The organism is Pseudomonas sp. SG20052 (assembly GCF_031766055.1).
Classification (GTDB): Bacteria; Pseudomonadota; Gammaproteobacteria; order Pseudomonadales; family Pseudomonadaceae; genus Aquipseudomonas; species Aquipseudomonas mandelii.
On record NZ_CP134498.1, the window covers coordinates 4,732,564 to 4,750,304 of the forward strand.

Below are 17,741 nucleotides of genomic sequence, written 5' to 3' on the forward strand. Positions count from 1 at the left end.
GCAGCGTTGAAAACGCCCAAAGGAGCTTCGGATGAAAAAGCTTTTCCTGGCATCACTGTTAGGCTCGACCATTGCCATGTGCAGCGCCGCCATGGCCGCTGATGATATGAAAACCCTGGAAGCCGCTGCGAAAGCGGAAGGTGCGGTCAATAGCGTCGGCATGCCCGATGACTGGGCCAACTGGAAAGGCACCTGGGCAGACCTGGCCACGAAATACGGCTTGAAACACATCGACACCGACATGAGCTCGGCGCAGGAAATCGCCAAGTTCGCCGCCGAGAAGGACAACGCCAGTGCCGACATCGGCGACGTCGGCGCAGCCTTCGGCCCGATCGCGGTCAAACAAGGCGTGGTGCAACCCTACAAGCCAAGCACCTGGGACCAGATCCCGGACTGGGCCAAGGACAAGGACGGCAACTGGGCACTGGCGTACACCGGCACCATCGCGTTCATCATCAACAAGAAGCTGCTGCACGGTTCCGAAGCTCCGACCAAGTGGGCGGATCTGAAAACCGGTAAATACAAGGTGTCGATCGGTGACGTGAGCACCGCCGCCCAGGCCGCCAACGGTGTACTGGCCGCCGCACTGGCCAACGGTGGCGACGAAAAGAACCTGCAGCCAGCGTTGTTGCTGTTCGCAGATATCGCCAAGCAGGGCCGCCTGTCCATGGCCAACCCGACCATCGCCACGATGGAAAAGGGTGAAATCGAAGTCGGCGTGGTCTGGGACTTCAACGGCCTGAGCTACAAGGCCAAGATGGCGAACCCCGATGACTACGTGGTGCTGATCCCTTCCGACGGTTCGGTGATTTCCGGCTACACCACCATCATCAACAAATACGCGAAGAACCCGAACGCCGCCAAGCTGACCCGCGAATACATCTTCAGCGATGCCGGTCAGATCAACCTGGCGAAAGGTAATGCCCGTCCAATCCGCGCCGAGCACATCAAGCTGCCGGCTGACGTCCAGGCCAAGCTGCTGCCAAACGAGCAGTACAAAAAGGTCACGCCGATCAAAGACGCGGATGCGTGGGAAAAGACTTCCAAGGCTTTGCCGCAGAAGTGGAACGAAGAAGTCCTCGTCGAAATGAAATAACCCTGTAGCCCGACTTCTGTCGGGCTGATGGAGATCCAAATGCAGGAGCGAGCCTGCTCGCGAAAAGCGGACTGACATTCAACACCTGTGTTGACTGACCCGGCGCCTTCGCGAGCAGGCTCGCTCCCACAGTGGACCGTGGTGAATTCAAGTTTTATGAATGTCTGTTTCGCGGAGTTTTTGCCCCTATGAAGCACAACGTCATCCTTGTCGTGCTCGACGGCCTCAACTATGAAGTCGCGCGCCACGCCTTGGGGCACCTGCAGGCTTACGTCGGCGCAGGACGCGCGGCACTCTACAAACTGGAGTGCGAACTGCCGGCCCTGTCCCGACCGCTTTACGAATGCATCCTCACCGGCGTCCCGCCCATCGAGAGCGGCATCGTCCACAACAACGTCGCGCGCCTGTCCAACCAGCGCAGCATTTATCACTACGCCACGGATGCCGGCCTGACTACCGCCGCCGCGGCCTATCACTGGGTCAGCGAGTTGTATAACCGCTCGCCGTTCGAGGCCGCCCGGGATCGTCACACCGACAACCCCGACCTGCCGATCCAGCACGGTCACTTCTACTGGAACGATCACTACCCGGATTCGCACCTGTTCGCCGACGCTGAAAACCTGCGTCTGCGCCACGCGCCCAACTTTTTGTTGATCCACCCCATGAACATCGACGACGCCGGGCACAAGCACGGCCTCGACACCCCGCAATACCGCAACAGTGCCCGCTCGGTGGACATTATCCTGGCCGACTACCTGCAAACCTGGCTCGACGCCGGCTACCAAGTGCTGGTGACCGCCGACCACGGCATGAACAACGACCGCTCGCACAACGGCCTGCTGGCGGAAGAACGGGAAGTGCCGCTGTTTGTCCTGGGCGATGCCTTCAGCTTCAACACCAGCGCCGCGCCCAAACAGACTGACATCTGCGGCACGGTCTGCGAACTGCTGGGCGTGGCCCACGACAAACCTGTCTGCCGGGAGCTGCTCAAGTGAATGCCATGACCCGTGGTAAATGGCTGGCAGCGTTGTGCCTGGTGCCTTTCGCTCTGTTTTTTATCGTGTTCGAGATCGCGCCGCTGGTTTGGGTAATGATCAACAGCCTGCAATCGGAAGAGTTCGGCTGGGGCTTGGCCAACTTCACCAAGATCTTCAATTCGAAGTTCTATCTGCAAGCGATCCAGTACAGCCTCGAGATCAGTTTCTGGTCCAGCGTATTCGGGATCATCATCGCGGTGCTCGGCGCCTATTCCCTGCGCCGGGTCGACTCGAAACTGCGTAACTTCGTGAATGCTTTCGCCAACATGACCAGCAACTTCGCCGGCGTGCCCCTGGCCTTTGCCTTCATCATTTTGCTGGGGTTCAACGGCAGCTTCACCATCATGCTCAAGCAGGCCGGGATCATTCAGGACTTCAACCTGTATTCGAAGACCGGGCTGATCATTCTCTACACCTACTTCCAGATTCCATTGGGCGTGCTGCTGCTTTATCCGGCGTTCGATGCCTTGCGCGAAGACTGGCGTGAGTCCGCCGAACTGCTCGGCGCCAACGGCTGGCAGTTCTGGCGCCACATCGGTTTGCCGGTGCTGACCCCTGCGCTGCTCGGCACTTTCGTGATTTTGCTGGCCAACGCGCTTGGCGCCTACGCCACGGTTTACGCGCTGACCACCGGCAACTTCAACGTACTGCCGATCCGCATCGCGGCGATGGTGTCCGGCGACATTTCCCTGGATCCGAACCTGGCCAGCGCCCTGGCCGTGGTACTCGTGGCGTTGATGACCCTGGTGACCATCGTGCATCAGCTGCTGTTGAAGAGGAGCTACCATGTCTCGCGCTGAACTGGGCCCCGCCGGTGTCTATCACCGGGTGGTGGTGTACGTGCTGTTTGCCATTCTGTTGTTGCCGCTGGCCGGGACGTTGATCTACTCGATCGCCAGCAGCTGGTCGGCGACCATTCTGCCGAGCGGCTTTACCTTCAAGTGGTACATCCAGCTGTGGAGCGATCCGCGCTTTCTGCATGCCTTCGGGCAGTCGCTGCTGGTGTGCGTCGGCGCGTTGATTCTGTCGGTGGTGCTGATTCTGCCGCTGCTGTTCGTGGTGCATTACCACTTCCCCAAACTCGATGCGCTGATGAACATCCTGATCCTGCTGCCCTTCGCGGTGCCGCCGGTGGTGTCCTCGGTGGGGCTGTTGCAGCTCTACGGTTCCGGGCCATTTGCGATGGTTGGTACGCCGTGGATTCTGATCGGCTGCTACTTCACCATCGCGCTGCCGTTCATGTACCGGGCGATCACCAACAACCTGCAAGCGATCAACCTGCGCGACCTGATGGACGCCGCACAACTGCTCGGTGCCAGCACCTGGCAAGCCGCGTTCCTGGTGGTGCTGCCGAACCTGCGCAAGGGGTTGATGGTGGCATTGCTGCTGTCGTTCTCGTTCCTGTTCGGTGAATTCGTGTTCGCCAACATCCTGGTCGGCACCCGCTACGAAACCTTGCAGGTCTACCTCAACAACATGCGTAACAGCAGCGGCCACTTCACCAGTGCGCTGGTGATTTCCTACTTCTTCTTTGTGCTGGTTCTGACCTGGGCGGCCAATATCTTGAACAAGGACAAAAGCGAATGAGCTATGTCAGCGTCCAACATCTTCAAAAAAATTACGCGGGCACCACCGTCTTCAGCGACATCAACTGCGAAATCCAGAAAGGTGAGTTTGTCACCCTCCTCGGCCCGTCCGGTTGCGGCAAGTCCACGCTGTTGCGTTGCATCGCCGGCCTGACGTCGGTGGATGGCGGCAAGATTCTGCTGGAGGGCGTCGATCTGGTTCCGATGAGCCCACAGAAACGCGGGATTGGCATGGTGTTCCAGAGTTATGCACTGTTCCCCAACATGACCGTGGAGCAGAACATCGCCTTCGGTCTGCGCATGCAAAAGGTCAACGCCGACGACAGCCAGAAGCGTGTCGCCGAAGTGCTGAAACTGGTGGAGCTCAATGACTTCGCCGCGCGCTACCCGCATCAATTGTCGGGCGGCCAGTGCCAGCGCGTGGCCCTCGCCCGCTCACTGGTTACCCGTCCGCGGCTGTTGTTGCTGGACGAACCGCTGTCGGCCCTCGATGCGCGGATTCGCAAGCATCTGCGCGAACAGATCCGTCAGATCCAGCGTGAACTCGGTCTGACCACGATCTTCGTCACACACGATCAGGAAGAAGCCCTGACCATGTCTGACCGGATTTTCCTGATGAATCAGGGAAAGATCGTACAGAGCGGCGACGCCGAAACCCTCTACACCGCGCCCGTGGATGTGTTTGCCGCCGGTTTCATCGGCAACTACAACCTGCTGGACGCCGACAGCGCCTCGAAACTGCTGCAACGGCCGATCAACCACCGCATCGCGATTCGCCCGGAAGCCATCGAGCTGAGCCTCAATGGCGAGCTTGATGCGCAAGTACGCAGCCACAGTTTGCTGGGCAACGTGATTCGCTATCGGGTCGAAGCCCGGGGCGTGGAATTGGTGGTGGATGTGCTGAACCGCTCGGCGGCCGATCTGCACCCCGATGGTCAGCGCCTGGCACTTTCCATCGATCCGACTGCCCTGTGTGAAGTAGCTTGAAAACAGCTGCAAGCTGCAAGCTGCGAGCGACAAGTTGTAAACTGCTCACCACCTCAATCACTTCTTGCGGCTTGAAACTTGCCGCTTGAAGCTGTTCTCGGAGAGAACCGCACTAATGGCCTTGGCAATTTTTGATCTGGACGAAACCCTGATCCACGGCGACTGCGCCACCCTCTGGAGCGCGCAAATGGGCCGCCTGGGCTGGGTCGATCCCGAGTCGTTCATGCGTCAGAACAACGAACTGATGGACGCTTACAGCCACGGCAAACTGCGCATGGAGGAGTACATGACCTTCAGCCTGGAGCCGATGATCGGGCGCACACCGGAAGAGGTCGAGCATTTGGTCGGGCCTTGGGTGGAAGACTTCATCGAGCCGATCATCTTCAGTGACGCTACTAAAGCCATCGCCGCCCATCGCAAGGCCGGTGACCGGATTCTGGTGATCTCGGCCTCGGGCACGCACCTGGTCAAGCCGATTGCCGACCGTCTGGGCATCGACGAGATTCTCGCCATCGAACTGGAAGTGACGCATGGCGTTTATAGCGGTCAGACCGTCGGCACCCTGACCTACCGCGAAGGCAAGATCGTCCGGTTGCTGGAGTGGCTGGATGCGGAAGAGGAGAATCTGGAAGGTGCGAGTTTCTATTCCGACTCGCGTAACGATTTACCGCTGCTATTGAAGGTGGATTTCCCACACGTGGTGAACCCGGATCCGGTGTTGCTTGAGCACGCCGAAAAAGCCGGCTGGCCAATCCATATCTGGAAGTAACCGATACCCCTGTAGGAGCGCCGCCCGCTCGCTCCTACAGGTTCAGTGTGTCCTTCAGGTCAGGCTTGGGTCGATTATCAGGACCAGCTTCCCCGCCACCTTATTACTCGCCAACGCCGCAAACGCCGCTTCGGCGTCCTTGATCGGGTAGGTCTTCGCCAACTGGGGACTCAACCGCCCTTCAGCAAACAACGGCCACACATGCTGGCTCAAATCACTGAACAAATCCGCCTTGAACTGCTCATCACGACTGCGCAACGTCGAGCCCAGCAGTTGCACGCGCTTGGCCAGAACCTGCGCCAGATCCAGGTTCGCGTCACGACCGCCCATCAAGCCGATCAGCACCCAGCGACCATCCAGAGCCAGCATTTTCAGGTTCAGCGCGGCGTAGTTGCCGCCGACCGGATCGAGAATCACATCGAACGGTCCCAGGTCGCGCAAGCTGTCCAGGTCGCCCGTGCGCACCACACCCCCCTGCGCACCCAGCGCTTCGCAATAAGCCAGACGCTCGGCGGAACCGACGCTGACCCAGCACGGGTTGCCAAAGGCCTTGCATAGCTGAATGGCCGCTGAACCGATTCCACTTGCTCCGGCGTGCAGAAGAACTTTCTCACCCGGTTTGAGCGCAGCGAGTTGAAACAAATTCAGCCAGACGGTCGCGTACACTTCCGGCAACGCCGCCGCCTCGGCCAGGGACAAACCTTCGGGGACCGGCAGCACATGCCGTCCGTCGACAACTACCTCTTCGGCCATCCCGCCCCCGGCCAGCAAGGCGCAGACCCGATCGCCGACCTGCCAGGACGAGCCCGGGCCGACTTCGCTGATCACCCCCGAACACTCAAGACCCAGTACCTGACTGGCTCCCGGCGGTGGCGGATAAAGCCCTGCTTTCTGTAACAAATCGGCGCGATTGAGGCCTGCTGCCGCCACTCGAATCCGAACTTGTCCTACATCGCATGTAGGACTGGGCTCTTCAACCCACTCCACTTGACCTTCCACGCCTTGCAATGCTTTCACAGTGCCTCCATAGTGAGTCTGGACTGAGCCCGTAGCTGTAGCGCCGGGCTTTCTTGCATTATGTGACCGGCCCTTTGTGGAACCGGCGACTTCAAAGACGGCCTAATATGCGTGATCAATTGTCTCCGCGTCGAATCAGCATGAAGCATTTTTTCCCCAGCACCGCCCTAGCCCTATTCATTGGTATCGGCCTGTTGCCGATGTCGAGCAATACATTCGCAGCCAATAGCTGGGACAAGCTTCAGCCTGATCGTGACGAAGTGATCGCCAGCCTGAACGTCGTCGAACTGCTCAAGCGCCATCACTACAGCAAGCCGCCGCTCGATGACGCGCGCTCCGTGATCATCTATGACAGCTACCTCAAGCTGCTGGATCCGTCGCGCAGCTACTTCATGGCCAGCGACATTGCCGAATTCGACAAGTGGAAGACCCAGTTCGACGACTTCCTGAAAAGCGGCGATCTCAACGCCGGGTTCACCATCTACAAGCGCTACCTGGACCGCGTCAAAGCGCGTCTGGACTTTGCCCTTGCCGAGCTGAACAAGGGCGTCGACAAAATCGACTTCAATACCAAGGAAACCTTGCTGATCGATCGCAAGGACGCCCCTTGGCTCAAGTCCACCGCAGAACTCGACGACCTGTGGCGCAAACGCGTCAAGGACGAAGTCTTGCGGCAGAAGATCGCGGGCAAGGATTCCAAGCAGATTCAGGAAACCTTGACCAAGCGCTACAAAAACCAGTTGGCGCGCCTGGACCAGACCCGTGCGGAAGATATCTTCCAGGCGTACATCAACACCTTCGCCATGTCCTACGACCCGCACACCAACTATCTGTCGCCGGATAACGCGGAAAACTTCGACATCAACATGAGCCTGTCCCTCGAGGGCATCGGCGCCGTGTTGCAGAGCGATAACGACCAGGTGAAAGTCGTGCGACTGGTGCCTGCCGGCCCGGCCGACAAGACCAAACAGGTTGCACCGGCCGACAAGATCATCGGCGTTGCCCAAGGCAACAAAGAGATGGTCGACGTGGTCGGCTGGCGCCTGGACGAAGTGGTCAAGCTGATCCGTGGTCCGAAAGGCACCGTGGTGCGCCTGGAAGTGATTCCGGCCAGCAATGCGCCAAACGACCAGACCAGCAAGATCGTGCCGATCACCCGCGAAGCGGTGAAGCTTGAAGACCAGGCAGTGAAGAAGTCGGTGCTCAACCTGAAACAGGATGGCAAGGACTACAAGCTCGGCGTCATCGAGATCCCGGCCTTCTACCTCGACTTCAAGGCGTTCCGTGCTGGCGATCCGGATTACAAGAGCACCACTCGCGACGTCAAGAAACTGCTGACCGAGCTGCAGAAAGAGAAAGTCGACGGCGTGGTCATCGACTTGCGCAACAACGGCGGCGGCTCTCTGCAGGAAGCCACCGAGCTGACCAGTCTGTTCATCGACAAAGGTCCGACCGTGCTGGTGCGTAATGCCGACGGCCGTGTCGATGTGCTGGAAGATGAAAACCCGGGCGCATTCTACAAAGGCCCGATGGCGTTGCTGGTCAACCGCTTGTCCGCCTCGGCTTCGGAGATTTTTGCCGGCGCCATGCAGGACTACCACCGTGCACTGATTATCGGTGGCCAGACCTTCGGTAAAGGCACCGTGCAGACCATTCAGCCGTTGAACCATGGCGAGCTGAAACTGACCCTGGCCAAGTTCTACCGGGTTTCCGGCCAGAGCACCCAGCATCAGGGCGTACTGCCGGACATCGATTACCCGTCGATCATCGACACCAAGGAAATCGGCGAAAGCGCCCTGCCGGAAGCCATGCCGTGGGACACCATCCGCGCGGCCATCAAGCCGGCGGCCGACCCTTTCAAACCGTACATCACGCAGCTCAAATCCGAGCATGACGTGCGCACGGCCAAAGACGCCGAATTCGTGTTCATTCGCGACAAGCTGGCCTTGGCCCAGAAGCTGATGACGGAGAAAACCGTCAGCCTCAATGAAGCCGATCGCCGTGCGCAACACGCCGATATCGAAGCCAAGCAACTGGTGATGGAAAACATCCGTCGCAAGGCCAAGGGCGAAGAGCCGCTCAAGGAGCTGAAGAAAGAAGACGAAGACGCCATCGCGGCCGAGCCGGACAAGACCAAGCCAGAAGACGATGCCTACTTGAGCGAGACCGGGCGGATTCTGTTGGACTACCTGAAACTCAACACCGCGGTCGCCAAGCACTAAAATGATGGCAATTTAATGCTGACGCTCCCCGGAGCGTCATCAAACAGTCATCATTCTGTCGTGAAATAAAGGACTGGGAGCTCATGGCTCCCAGTCCTTTATTTATCGCCAGAGATCGCCATGACCACCACTGAACAGCTGAGTGCATTGAGTTCCATTCTGGCTCAAAGCGGTTTGCACAGCCTGTTCCAGCCGATCATTTCCGTCTCTGAGCGACGCATTGTCGGCTTCGAAGCCCTCACTCGCGGCCCCTCGAACAGTCCGCTGCACTCCCCCATCGCATTGTTCGCGGTTGCCCGCCAGGCCGGTCGCTTGAGCGAGCTGGAAATCGCCTGCCGTGAAAGTGCCTGCCGACGCTTCAATGAACAACAGCTGCCGGGCAAACTGTTTCTCAACGTCTCTCCGGAATCCCTGTTGGAAGCCGCTCACCAACCGGGTCGCACCCTGCAATTGCTGCAGGACTTCGGCATCCCGCCGAGCCAGGTGGTGATCGAACTCACCGAACAAACCCCGACCGACGACTTCCAGTTGCTGCAAAATGCCCTGCATCACTACCGGGCGATGGGTTTTTCCATTGCGCTCGATGATCTGGGGGCAGGTTATTCGAGTTTGCGGCTCTGGTCCGAGCTGCGGCCGGATTACGTGAAAATTGACCGGCACTTTATCGACGGCATTCACCAGGATGCCCTCAAACGTGAATTCGTCGGCTCGATCCTGCAAATCGCCAAAGCCTCACGGGCACAAGTGATCGCCGAAGGCATCGAATTGCCGGAAGAGCTCGCGGTGTTGACCGAGATGGGCGTCGATCTGGTGCAAGGCTACTTGCTGTGTCGGCCTCAAGAGCATCCACCTCGCGACGCCCGAGTCTTGATGCCAAAACGGGAAAGCACAGCAGTGGCTTTGAATGATGACGCCAGTGACCTCAGCGCCTTGCTCAACGACCAACCGGCCGTGGCCCGGGACACACCGACGGCCACGGTGCTGGAAGCCTTCCGCCGCCAGGCCAACCTGAACTCACTGGCGGTGCTTGACGAGCAAGGCCATCCCTGCGGCATCGTCCATCGGCATTCGCTCTCGGACGCACTGCTCAAGCCCTTTGCTACCGACCTGTTCGCACGCAAGCCCATCAGCCGCTTGATGAACGACGACTTCCTCGCCGTCGAGATGAGCCAGTCACTGCAACAAGTCAGTCGCTTGATCACCAGCCGCGCGCGCCAGCGCATCGAGGAGGACTTCATCATCACCCTCAACGGCGGCTATCTGGGCCTGGGCCGGGTGATCGATGTACTCAAGCTGATTACCGAACTGAAAATCCAGCAGGCTCGCTACGCCAACCCGCTGACCTTGTTGCCAGGCAACGTGCCCATCCAGCAATGCCTGACGCGGCTGCTGCAACAGGAGCGGGAATCGGTGATCTGTTACGTCGACATCGACAGTTTCAAACCCTTCAACGACATCTATGGCTACGGCCGTGGGGACGAAGTCCTGCTGTGTCTGGCTCAATGCCTGAACGATCGGGTGGACCCGGCCCGCGACTTCGTTGGCCATATCGGCGGGGATGACTTCCTGCTGGTGCTCGGCCCGGAAGACTGGCGCAAACGTCTGAACCAGTTGCTGGACGACTTCCAGAGCCAGTGCCGACGTTTCTACCGCAGCGAACACCTGGAAGCCGGCTGCTTTATCGCACCGAATCGCCAGGGCATGCGCCAGGAGTTTCCACTGCTGTCATTGTCGATCGGCGTCGTGCATTTACACCCACAGGCCTGTGGACAACTCGATGCGAGCCAGTTGGCAGAGATGGCTTCGCAGGCCAAGCATCACGCGAAGAATGTGGCGGGGTATAGCGTGTATGTGATTGATAGTTTGGTGGTGCCGGTGCAAAACGAGGATTTGATCATCGGGCAGCGGTGATTGAACGGACGCCTTCGCGGGCAAGCCTCGCTCCTACAGGGGTTTTGTCGTTCACAACTATTGTGGACTACCCATCTCCCGTAGGAGCGAGGCTTGCCCGCGAAGAGGCCAGACCACACAACAAAAATCTCTGGATTCAATCCGCTACTGACCACGCCCCCAGCCGCCGCCCAACCACATCCAGCACATCACAGCCATCGCGCAACGGAATGGCGCAGAGCAACGCGAAGTCGCTGAGGATCATGGAATCGCATTCAACTGAACCGCGCATGGAGAGGTTCTCCAGCACTTGGGTGACGGCTCGGATTCGGTAGCGGGCGGCGTCGGTCAGAATATCGAGTGGCGCATGGGTGTCGACGAACAAGGTGGGCATGTCGCTGCAGTTGCTTGTCAGCGCCATGAAGCGGTTTTTCGGATGGGAAACTGGCTTTTCGTAGGGTGGATCAGGATGAAGTGTTGGCATTTGAGACCTTCCGATGACAATGGGAGCTGCCAAAAACCTTCCTACAGGCTTGGGTGGCAGCTATACGCGGGGTAGGAATACCGAGCATCGGAGACTCGACCACGCCGAAGCGTGCCCGCGCACAGCCGCCGCAATAGATGTTACGGACGCACATTAACGGCCGCAAATCAGGTTTCGACGCTTACGCAATACCGATGCCGAAAGGGTTCCTACACCCCACCACTGAGTGTTCAGTGACCATCAAAGGCTATCGGGTGAACTTCCTTCGCACCAGTTCATGAAAGCCGCCACAACTCGAAGGAAATCTCCGATGGTTTTCCACAGCATTAAACGCGCAGCACTTTGCGGGGGAATAATCAGGAAAGAAGTCAGGAGAAGCTGAGAACTGCGTAGGGTAAATCCCTGATCAGCCATGACTGGCTACAAAAACCACCCACGCCTACTTCGCGTCCTCCCGAGACGCCAGCTCTTTAAGCTTCATCTCAGCCAACGGATGCCCCGCCTTCGCCGCCATCTCCCAGAATCTCGCCGCTTCCACCGGATCCGGCGCCTTGCTCGGCGTCCCCGCCAAACTGATCACTCCCACCTGATACGCCGCTTTGCCATCCCCCGCCAAAGCCGCCAGGCGCAGCAATCGCACACCCTCCTCGCGAGCCCCAAGGCCAACGCCACGAAAGGCCAGGATGTGGCCATAGAAGCTTTGCGCGCCGACATCACCGAGATTGGCCATCCGTGCGAACTGGCCTTCGAACCAGCTCCAGCCGCGGGGCTGTCGCACGAACCATGACCAGTGAAACAACCGGCGGGCCAGCCAGTAACTGGCCCGTGCCTTGAGGCGTAAAAACACTCAGGCCTCCGCCGATTCCGGGTATTCGTATTCGAACACGCGCACCACTTCCGAAGCGTGCCATGAGGCGGCGGCGACACCGTCGGACGGTCCCGAGAAACGCCCCAGACGCTCGACGCATTCGAAGAAACCGGTGCGTGGCAGGCGGCTGGCACCCTGGCTGATCACCAGCGAGCTGCGCAGCGGCTGCTCGGCCTTGGCGTCCAGCGCTGCCAGATGCTCCAGCGCAGCGGTGAGGGTTTGCATGGCCGGCGTGGGCAACTGCAAACGTTCAAGCAAGGCTCGATAAGTCAGCAGATGCCGTTGGCGGCGGGCCTGATCCAGCTCACCCAACAACCCGTCCCAATGTTGACGACTGATGCGGACGCTCACGATTCATCCCTCCACCCTGGCACCGTCAGTTCCCAGGCCAGACTGCGGCGAATTGCAGCGTCGGGTAGACGCTCGCCACTTTCGATCAGGGCCAGATAAGACGGGCTGATGCCTACCGTGCGGGCCAGCGCCTCGATGGCGATGCCCTTCCCTTCGCGCAAACTGCGTAGTTGATCCAGACCTGGAAGAATCGGGTCTGGTGATGTTGCGTGACGCACCGGCGCGTCGGGCGCCGGTTGTTGGTTGATGCCTGCTGCTTTCAGTAGAGCCTGATACTGAGCCCACGGCAAAACCGCATATTCGGGCTCGCCTTCGCGTGTGATTATCTGAATATCCATGACTTCCCCGTAGGACAACGACACTTAGCGAGTCGGCACTTTTCCCTAGAAGTGTAATCCTAACAGCGGCCACGGTCGCGGGGGGTATGAATATAAGGACGATCCTCAATCGAATCAGGTTTTTTTCGGGCCTTGAAGCTGAAGTTGCTCAGGTGTATCGGGGAGCCGCTCCACCACCGCAAGCTTCTCCGGCAACTGACGTTTGCGCCAGGCACGGAACGCATTGAGTTCATCGTCGAGGACTTTCATCAACCAGGCCAGCACGGCAATGTCATCCAGCATGCCGAATACCGGGATGAAGTCGGGGATCGCATCCACCGGACTGAGGAAGTACATCAGGCCGGCCACCACCGAGATCAGCGCCTTCGGGCTGATGGCGCGGTACTCCCCACGCCAGTAGGCCAGGCACAGTGCCTGCATCAGGCGCAGATCGTCTTTGAGTTTGCCCAATCGGTTGCCCTGACTGGCCCCTTTGCTGGCGACGGCGAACAGCAGGGTCGGCAAACGTCCACGGGCAAGCAGGCGTCCGGCGAGTGGCAGGAAACGAGCGAAATTCCAAGGTGCTTTCATCATTCCTCCCGCTGAAATGTTATCCACACAAATTGTGGATAACCTTGTGAACAGAGCTATATTTCACGGCTGAAAGCCCCGTTTCATAAGGGCTCAACTCAGATCGGGCGTTTTTTACTCACATAAAAAAACCCAAGATTTCATTGACTTGGCGCGCCGGCGCGGCTAGCACGGCGTCCTCAATGGCTATGACTGCACCGTACAGCATCCGTTCGCTTTGTTTACCCTCGCTGAACGCCAGATGCAACAACGCCCCGCATAAAGCGAGGCGTTGTTTTTAAAGCAGACGCTGATTACTTGGCGGCGTCTTCTTTTGCTGGATCCTTGATCGCCAGCAGTTCCAGGTCGAATACCAGCACCGAGTTGGCTGGAATCGCCGGGCTTGGGCTTTGGGCGCCGTAGGCCAGCTCGCTAGGAATGTACAGCTTGTACTTCTCGCCAACGTGCATCAGTTGCAGGCCTTCGACCCAACCCGGAATCACGCCGCTGACCGGCAGATCGATCGGGCTGCCACGGTCGACGGAGCTGTCGAAGGTAGTGCCGTCGGTCAGCTTGCCGGTGTAGTGAACAGTCACTACGTCAGTCGGCTTTGGCTGTGCGCCATCAGCTTTCTTGACCACTTCGTATTGCAGGCCCGAAGCAGTGGTGGTGACACCCGCTTTCTTGGCGTTTTCTTCGAGGAATTTCTTGCCGGCGGCTGCCGACTCTTCGCTCATTTTGGCCATACGCTCTTCAGCACGCTTTTGCAGTGCTGCGAAGGCTTCGACCAGTTCTTCATCCTTCAGCTTCTGTTCTTTCTTGCCGACGGCGTCTTCGATGCCTTGGGCTACGGCTTTGGAGTCCAGGTCATCCATGCCTTCCTGAGCCAGGCTCTTGCCCATGTTCAGGCCAATCCCGTAGGAAGCTTTTTGCGCCGGGGTTTTCAGCTCTACGCTGGTCTGCGAGTCACAACCCGCAAGTACCAGGCTAACCAGGGCCACCGCCGCCGCCAACCGATGCTGTTTCATGCTATTTCCTTGTTCATGCGCCTAAAGGGCAATCGAGTAAAGCCGCGAGCTTATCAGGCGGCCACGACCAATGGCTACCGGCATGAGAGCAGGAAACTTCTGATAAGTTCAGGTGTTTTAACGCATTTCGGGATTGCAGCGATGAAGCTTCTGTCATCTTGGGCCCCACAGAGACGAATACCGGATCCCACAGCATCTGGCGTAATGGCCACTTGCCGCACCTCAAGCACTGAGGCATAAGAGAGCTACAAAATCGACAAGGATGTTTATCTTGCGCCTCTTATTCCGCCTGCTGGCGTTGTTCGCTGTGCTGCTGGGGCTGGGCCTCGCCGTGGTGCTGTACTACGTCGCCAACCCGAAATTGCCGACCTGGTCCCCCGCACAACAGGTGCATTACCTGGAACAGTGGAGCGCCGCCGACCGCCAGACTTACTACTTCACCCCCCAGGGCACTCAGGTCAAAGGCTTGCGCTATGACTGGTTCAAGGAACTCGAACTGCCCTTCTCGGAACATCGCTTCGCCGCCCCGGAATACCTCGCACGCTTTGGTTTCCTGATCGACCCCGAGCAGAAACCCACACCGAACAACCCTGCCAACTTGCCCGTGGGGTTTGCCCGCCATCAAAACCCCGGCAGCCAGGACGAGTTCCTCGACATCACCTGCGCCGCCTGCCACACCGGTGAACTGCGTTTCAATGGCCAGGCCGTGCGGATCGACGGCGGTTCGGCGCAGCATGTCCTGCCTTCCAGTGTTCCTACACTACGCGGTGGCAGTTTCGGACAAGCACTTGTCGCCAGTCTGGTCTCGACTTATTACAACCCGTGGAAATTCGAACGTTTCGCCCGCAACGTGCTGGGCGAGGACTACGACACCCGCCGCCAACAGTTGCGCCAGGACTTCAAAGCCTCCCTCAATACGTTCGTGAAAGTGGCCTGGAACGATACCCATCGCGGGCTCTATCCCACCGAGGAAGGCCCCGGCCGCACCGACGCTTTCGGGCGCATTGCCAATGCCAGCTTCGGCGATGCGATTTCACCTGATAATTACCGCGTGGCGGATGCGCCGGTGGACTACCCGCAACTGTGGGACATGTGGACCTTTGACTGGGTGCAATGGAACGGCTCGGCGCAGCAACCGATGGCCCGCAACATCGGCGAAGCGCTGGGCGTCGGTGCCACCCTGGATTTCTTCGACGCCAATGGCCAGCCGCTCAAAGGTGACGAGCGCTATCCGTCGAGTGTCCGCTTGCGCGACTTGCACCAGATCGAACAAACCCTGCAACGGCTCAAACCACCGGCCTGGCCCGAAGCGCTGCTCGGCGCTGTCGATAAGCCTCTGGCCGTCAAAGGTCGCGAATTATTCAGCGAAAACTGCGCAGGGTGCCACGTGCCTCGATCGGTCCAGACCAACGGGCGTTGGGTGCAACACCTGAAAATGCTGCCGGTGGATTACATCGGCACAGACCCGGGCGCGGCCAATAACATCGCCGACCATCGCTTCGACCTCAGCGCCTTGCAATGGGACCCGGCGGAGCTGGCGAAACTGGATGTGCAGTTGCAGCCGCCGCCCGCCGAACCGCTGGACATGAGCAAACTCTCGTCAGCCAAAGGCCTGGCCTACGTCACCGCATTCGTCGGAAACCGTGCTTATCGCGAGGCGAAAATCCCCGAGGCCGAGCGTCCGGAGATGGATGGCTTCGGCCTGCCGATTGGCGTGCGTGAATTGCGCGCCTACAAGGCCCGTCCGTTGGCCGGCGTCTGGGCAACGGCGCCGTTTCTGCACAACGGTTCGGTGCCAAGCCTCTATCAACTGCTCTCGCCCCAGGATGAACGCGCAACGACCTTCTTCAAAGGCACGTTCGAGTACGACCCCAGGCACCTGGGCTATCGCACCGAGGCCTTTACCAATGGCTTCAAGTTCGACACGCGCATCACCGGCAATCACAACAGCGGCCACGAATTCCGTGCTGGCAAGTTGGGTAACGGCGTCATCGGTCGCCTGCTGCAACCGCAGGAGCGCTGGGCGCTGCTGGAGTATCTGAAAGTGTTGGGCGGCCCGTTGGAGGCACAATTACCATGAGCAGACTGTGGATGTGGTTGGGCGCCTTTCTCGGCAAAACCCTGTTGTGGTTACTGGGCCTGGGAGTGCTCGGCTGGGCGCTGGCCACGGCGTGGTTTGCCTGGCAGCACAGTGGACCGGTATCCGCTGAAGAACTGATCCCGAATGGCGAGGCGGCGATGACTCAGGACATCATCCAGACGGCCGTGCGCATCGTCGATCAGCACCGGGAAAGCACCCGCTACCTGCGTGATGCGCACGCCAAGGCCCATGGCTGCGTGAAGGCCGAAGTCCAGGTCCTGCCGGATCTGACGCAAGCGCTGCGTCAGGGCGTATTCAGCGAACCCGGCAAAACCTGGCAAGCGACGATGCGGCTGTCCAACGGCAATGCCTATCCACAGTTCGACAGTATCCGCGATGCCCGGGGCATGGCGATCAAGTTGCACGACGTGCCCGGCAACCAACTGCTCACCGATCAACAAAGCCGTGGCGAACAGGACTTTGTGATGTTCAGCCATCCGAATTTCTTCGTCAGCGATGTCGCCGAATACCGCCAGAATGTGGCCGCCCAGGCCGATGGCAAGAAGCTGATGGCGTTTTTCCCCGGATGGGATCCGCGCACGTGGCAGGTCCGTCATCTGTTTATCGCTTTGGCGACACTCTCCCCTGCGCCGGAAAGTCCGACACAGACGACGTACTTTTCGGTCTCGCCCTACAAGTTCGGTAACGCCAATGCGAAGTTTCGGGTGACGCCCGACCCTGACAGTTGCCCGGCCTACCCGTTGCCGGCGCAGAACCAGAAGCTGCCGAATTTTTTACGCAATGCGCTGAATCAGCAGTTGTCGACGGATCGGGTGCCCGCGTGCTTTGTCTTGCAGATCCAGCGCCAGGATCCGGGCAAGTACATGCCGATCGAGGACACGAGTATCCAATGGAAGGAAAAGGATGCGCCGTTCGAAACCGTGGCACGGATCAGGCTGCCCGCCCAGGACTTCGACACGCCAGCGCTAAACGTGCAATGCGATAACCAGTCGTTCAACCCGTGGTTCGGGCTTGAGGCTCATCGCCCGATTGGCGGGATCAACCGTCTGCGCAAGGCGGTGTATGAAGCGGTCAGCGATTACCGCCACAGCCGCAACGCCGAGCAATAAAGCCAAACCCCGGACAGCAAAAAGCCCGCATAAAGCGGGCTTTCTGTGTGGTGACCTGGCGTTCAGCGTTCCAGATTACCGAATATGGCGCAGCGGACGGGACTCGAACCCGCGACCCCCGGCGTGACAGGCCGGTATTCTAACCGACTGAACTACCGCTGCGCGTAGCGTTGAAAGTAAGTGGTGGGTGATGACGGGATCGAACCGCCGACATTCTGCTTGTAAGGCAGACGCTCTCCCAGCTGAGCTAATCACCCTTTACCTTCGTTGCGGGGCGCATTGTGCCACAGATTTTCGTAAAGTGTTGAT

At 59.1% G+C, this 17,741-nt stretch carries 17 protein-coding genes and 2 tRNA genes; 10 read left to right on the plus strand and 9 right to left on the minus strand.

Going from position 1 to position 17,741, the window contains the following annotated elements; genetic code table 11:
- The first annotated feature begins 31 nt into the window (after positions 1–31).
- The 6 genes from RHP74_RS21690 (at position 32) to RHP74_RS21715 (ending at position 5,475) form a co-directional block, all read left to right on the plus strand.
- A complete protein-coding gene (locus tag RHP74_RS21690) occupies positions 32–1,096 on the plus strand; it encodes an ABC transporter substrate-binding protein (protein WP_077748162.1) in 1,065 nt (354 codons plus the stop codon).
- A 188-nt stretch (positions 1,097–1,284) separates the two neighbouring features.
- On the plus strand, positions 1,285–2,091 hold the full coding sequence (locus tag RHP74_RS21695) for an alkaline phosphatase family protein (protein ID WP_010456720.1): 807 nt from the start codon (positions 1,285–1,287) through the stop codon (positions 2,089–2,091).
- A gap of 5 nt (positions 2,092–2,096) precedes the next feature.
- Positions 2,097–2,933 carry an ABC transporter permease subunit gene (locus RHP74_RS21700; RefSeq protein ID WP_154501365.1) on the plus strand — a complete coding sequence of 279 codons (837 nt, stop codon included), beginning with the start codon at positions 2,097–2,099 and terminating at the stop codon, positions 2,931–2,933.
- The gene (locus RHP74_RS21705) at positions 2,920–3,720 is read left to right on the plus strand and encodes an ABC transporter permease (protein WP_010456724.1); all 801 of its coding nucleotides are present in this window, start codon (positions 2,920–2,922) and stop codon (positions 3,718–3,720) included. Before RHP74_RS21700 ends, RHP74_RS21705 begins: the two co-directional genes overlap by 14 nt.
- On the plus strand, positions 3,717–4,706 hold the full coding sequence (locus RHP74_RS21710; protein ID WP_010456726.1) for an ABC transporter ATP-binding protein: 990 nt from the start codon (positions 3,717–3,719) through the stop codon (positions 4,704–4,706). The genes RHP74_RS21705 and RHP74_RS21710 overlap by 4 nt, the downstream gene beginning before the upstream one ends.
- 115 nt (positions 4,707–4,821) lie before the next feature.
- Positions 4,822–5,475, plus strand: a complete 654-nt coding sequence (locus RHP74_RS21715) for an HAD family phosphatase (protein WP_083376031.1) — start codon at positions 4,822–4,824, stop codon at positions 5,473–5,475.
- 54 nt (positions 5,476–5,529) lie between these two features.
- On the opposite strand, the gene RHP74_RS21720 is transcribed toward RHP74_RS21715, so the two are convergent.
- Positions 5,530–6,492, minus strand: a complete 963-nt coding sequence (locus tag RHP74_RS21720; RefSeq protein ID WP_200666753.1) for a zinc-binding dehydrogenase — start codon at positions 6,490–6,492, stop codon at positions 5,530–5,532.
- Positions 6,493–6,632: 140 nt separating this feature from the next.
- On the opposite strand from RHP74_RS21720, the gene RHP74_RS21725 reads away from it, so the two are divergent.
- Positions 6,633–8,714, plus strand: a complete 2,082-nt coding sequence (locus RHP74_RS21725; RefSeq protein ID WP_010456732.1) for a carboxy terminal-processing peptidase — start codon at positions 6,633–6,635, stop codon at positions 8,712–8,714.
- 120 nt (positions 8,715–8,834) lie between these two features.
- Positions 8,835–10,625 (plus strand): bifunctional diguanylate cyclase/phosphodiesterase, encoded by a 1,791-nt coding sequence (locus RHP74_RS21730; RefSeq protein WP_311096272.1) that lies wholly within the window; start codon positions 8,835–8,837, stop codon positions 10,623–10,625.
- 136 nt (positions 10,626–10,761) lie between these two features.
- Here RHP74_RS21730 and RHP74_RS21735 read toward each other — a convergent pair whose 3' ends face one another.
- The 6 genes from RHP74_RS21735 to RHP74_RS21760 all read right to left on the minus strand — a co-directional run bounded on the left by RHP74_RS21735 (position 10,762) and on the right by RHP74_RS21760 (position 14,222).
- Complete coding sequence (locus tag RHP74_RS21735) at positions 10,762–11,088, minus strand: hypothetical protein (RefSeq protein WP_200666754.1); 327 nt, start codon at positions 11,086–11,088, stop codon at positions 10,762–10,764.
- A gap of 439 nt (positions 11,089–11,527) precedes the next feature.
- Positions 11,528–11,935, minus strand: coding sequence for a sel1 repeat family protein (locus tag RHP74_RS21740; protein WP_311096273.1), 408 nt, complete (start codon positions 11,933–11,935; stop codon positions 11,528–11,530).
- Positions 11,936–12,307 (minus strand): hypothetical protein, encoded by a 372-nt coding sequence (locus RHP74_RS21745; protein WP_003223109.1) that lies wholly within the window; start codon positions 12,305–12,307, stop codon positions 11,936–11,938.
- Positions 12,304–12,645 (minus strand): helix-turn-helix transcriptional regulator, encoded by a 342-nt coding sequence (locus RHP74_RS21750; RefSeq protein ID WP_311096276.1) that lies wholly within the window; start codon positions 12,643–12,645, stop codon positions 12,304–12,306. Before RHP74_RS21750 ends, RHP74_RS21745 begins: the two co-directional genes overlap by 4 nt.
- A 114-nt stretch (positions 12,646–12,759) precedes the next feature.
- Positions 12,760–13,215 carry a YkvA family protein gene (locus RHP74_RS21755; protein WP_010456751.1) on the minus strand — a complete coding sequence of 152 codons (456 nt, stop codon included), beginning with the start codon at positions 13,213–13,215 and terminating at the stop codon, positions 12,760–12,762.
- 293 nt (positions 13,216–13,508) lie between these two features.
- On the minus strand, positions 13,509–14,222 hold the full coding sequence (locus tag RHP74_RS21760; protein ID WP_010456752.1) for an FKBP-type peptidyl-prolyl cis-trans isomerase: 714 nt from the start codon (positions 14,220–14,222) through the stop codon (positions 13,509–13,511).
- Between the two features lie 271 nt (positions 14,223–14,493).
- On the opposite strand from RHP74_RS21760, the gene RHP74_RS21765 reads away from it, so the two are divergent.
- Positions 14,494–16,302: a di-heme-cytochrome C peroxidase gene (locus RHP74_RS21765; RefSeq protein WP_200666756.1), complete on the plus strand. Its 1,809-nt coding sequence runs from the start codon at positions 14,494–14,496 to the stop codon at positions 16,300–16,302.
- Positions 16,299–17,432, plus strand: coding sequence for a catalase family protein (locus tag RHP74_RS21770; RefSeq protein WP_311096277.1), 1,134 nt, complete (start codon positions 16,299–16,301; stop codon positions 17,430–17,432). Before RHP74_RS21765 ends, RHP74_RS21770 begins: the two co-directional genes overlap by 4 nt.
- A gap of 85 nt (positions 17,433–17,517) precedes the next feature.
- Here the strand turns inward: RHP74_RS21770 and RHP74_RS21775 are convergent.
- A tRNA-Asp gene (locus RHP74_RS21775) sits at positions 17,518–17,594 on the minus strand.
- A 19-nt stretch (positions 17,595–17,613) separates the two neighbouring features.
- Positions 17,614–17,689, minus strand: a tRNA-Val gene (locus RHP74_RS21780).
- Positions 17,690–17,741: the final 52 nt, after the last annotated feature.

Excerpts from the sequence above, each read along its gene's own strand:
- RHP74_RS21690 (WP_077748162.1), top strand. The coding sequence starts at position 32 with ATGAAAAAGCTTTTCCTGGCATCACTGTTAGGCTCGACCATTGCCATG.
- RHP74_RS21695 (WP_010456720.1), top strand. The coding sequence starts at position 1,285 with ATGAAGCACAACGTCATCCTTGTCGTGCTCGACGGCCTCAACTATGAA.
- RHP74_RS21700 (WP_154501365.1), top strand. The coding sequence starts at position 2,097 with ATGACCCGTGGTAAATGGCTGGCAGCGTTGTGCCTGGTGCCTTTCGCT.
- RHP74_RS21705 (WP_010456724.1), top strand. The coding sequence starts at position 2,920 with ATGTCTCGCGCTGAACTGGGCCCCGCCGGTGTCTATCACCGGGTGGTG.
- RHP74_RS21710 (WP_010456726.1), top strand. The coding sequence starts at position 3,717 with ATGAGCTATGTCAGCGTCCAACATCTTCAAAAAAATTACGCGGGCACC.
- RHP74_RS21715 (WP_083376031.1), top strand. The coding sequence starts at position 4,822 with ATGGCCTTGGCAATTTTTGATCTGGACGAAACCCTGATCCACGGCGAC.
- RHP74_RS21725 (WP_010456732.1), top strand. The coding sequence starts at position 6,633 with ATGAAGCATTTTTTCCCCAGCACCGCCCTAGCCCTATTCATTGGTATC.
- RHP74_RS21730 (WP_311096272.1), top strand. The coding sequence starts at position 8,835 with ATGACCACCACTGAACAGCTGAGTGCATTGAGTTCCATTCTGGCTCAA.
- RHP74_RS21735 (WP_200666754.1), bottom strand. The coding sequence starts at position 11,088 with ATGCCAACACTTCATCCTGATCCACCCTACGAAAAGCCAGTTTCCCAT.
- RHP74_RS21750 (WP_311096276.1), bottom strand. The coding sequence starts at position 12,645 with ATGGATATTCAGATAATCACACGCGAAGGCGAGCCCGAATATGCGGTT.
- RHP74_RS21755 (WP_010456751.1), bottom strand. The coding sequence starts at position 13,215 with ATGAAAGCACCTTGGAATTTCGCTCGTTTCCTGCCACTCGCCGGACGC.
- RHP74_RS21760 (WP_010456752.1), bottom strand. The coding sequence starts at position 14,222 with ATGAAACAGCATCGGTTGGCGGCGGCGGTGGCCCTGGTTAGCCTGGTA.
- RHP74_RS21770 (WP_311096277.1), top strand. The coding sequence starts at position 16,299 with ATGAGCAGACTGTGGATGTGGTTGGGCGCCTTTCTCGGCAAAACCCTG.